This is a genomic window from Acinetobacter sp. YH12236, assembly GCF_013417645.1.
GTDB lineage: Bacteria > Pseudomonadota > Gammaproteobacteria > Pseudomonadales > Moraxellaceae > Acinetobacter.
Genome location: NZ_VPDM01000079.1, coordinates 1 through 1,094 on the forward strand (window position 1 = coordinate 1; position 1,094 = coordinate 1,094).

Below are 1,094 nucleotides of genomic sequence, written 5' to 3' on the forward strand. Positions count from 1 at the left end.
CACCATGTTGGACAGAAATTTAGAGCGGCTTCCCGGTGGGATCAGTTTATTGCCATATTGATGTCTCAATTCTCTTGTAGGCAAAGTCTGAGAGATATTCAATCCAATTTGGAGTGCCAACAGGAAAAGCTAAGTCATCTCGGAGCAAAGTCTATTCCCCGAAGCACGCTGGCACGAATCAATGAGCAGCAGCCTGCTGCCTTGTATCAACAGCTATTTTACAAGTTGCTTAAATACTATGACCACTCAAAAGTCGCTCATAAATTTCGCTTTAAGAATCCCTTGTATTCCTTGGATGCCAGTCATATTGACCTGTCGCTTTCCTTATGTGAATGGGCCAAAGTTCACGACTCAAAAGCCAGCATGAAACTCAGTATAGGATTGAATCACAGCAATGATATTCCTGAGTTTGTTGCAGTTGAAAATGGCAAAGAAAATGACATGGTACAAGGCCGCAAATTCCAGTTTCCTGCTGGCAGCATTGTAGTTTTTGATAAAGGCTATGTCGATTACCAATGGTATGCAAATCTGACTGCTCAAAACATTGGATTTGTCACACGTTTTAGGCCTAAATCTGTGTATCAGGTGATCCAGCAACATCCAGTGCTTGAATCCAAAGGTATTCTAAAAGATGAAACCATTCAGCTGAATAGCGCACATGCCCTAAAAAGAAAAGCCCCAGTGTTAAGAAGAATTGAATATAGAGATCAGCAAAGTGGCAAGCACTTTAGCTTTCTCAGCAATAACTTTCATTTAGCCGCCTCCACCATTGCGGCGATTTATAAAGATCGTTGGAAAGTTGAGCTGTTCTTTAAGGCGATTAAGCAGAATCTCAAATTAAAAGCGTTTCTAGGCCGCAGCAGGAACGCAATTCAGACACAAATCTGGATTGCGATGATCGCCTATTTATTGGTGAGTTTCGCTCAACATTTAGGAAAAACAGGTTGGACAGTTCAACGTTTACTCAGAATAATTCAAGTGAATTTGTTTGAAAGAAGAACTTTAAAAGCTTTATTTTCACCCGATAAAATACCCATAAAACAAGAGGAAGCTCATTTGAGCTTCCTCTTGTGAAAAATTGTGGGACAGCAATG

1 protein-coding gene is annotated in these 1,094 nt (G+C 40.6%); it reads left to right on the forward strand.

Translation table 11 applies throughout. The features are described 5' to 3' along the window. Positions 1-1,074 (forward strand): IS4-like element ISAbe18 family transposase (locus tag FTV14_RS15895; RefSeq protein ID WP_180054168.1); only part of this gene is annotated, 1,074 nt, incomplete at its 5' end. Positions 1,075-1,094: the final 20 nt, after the last annotated feature.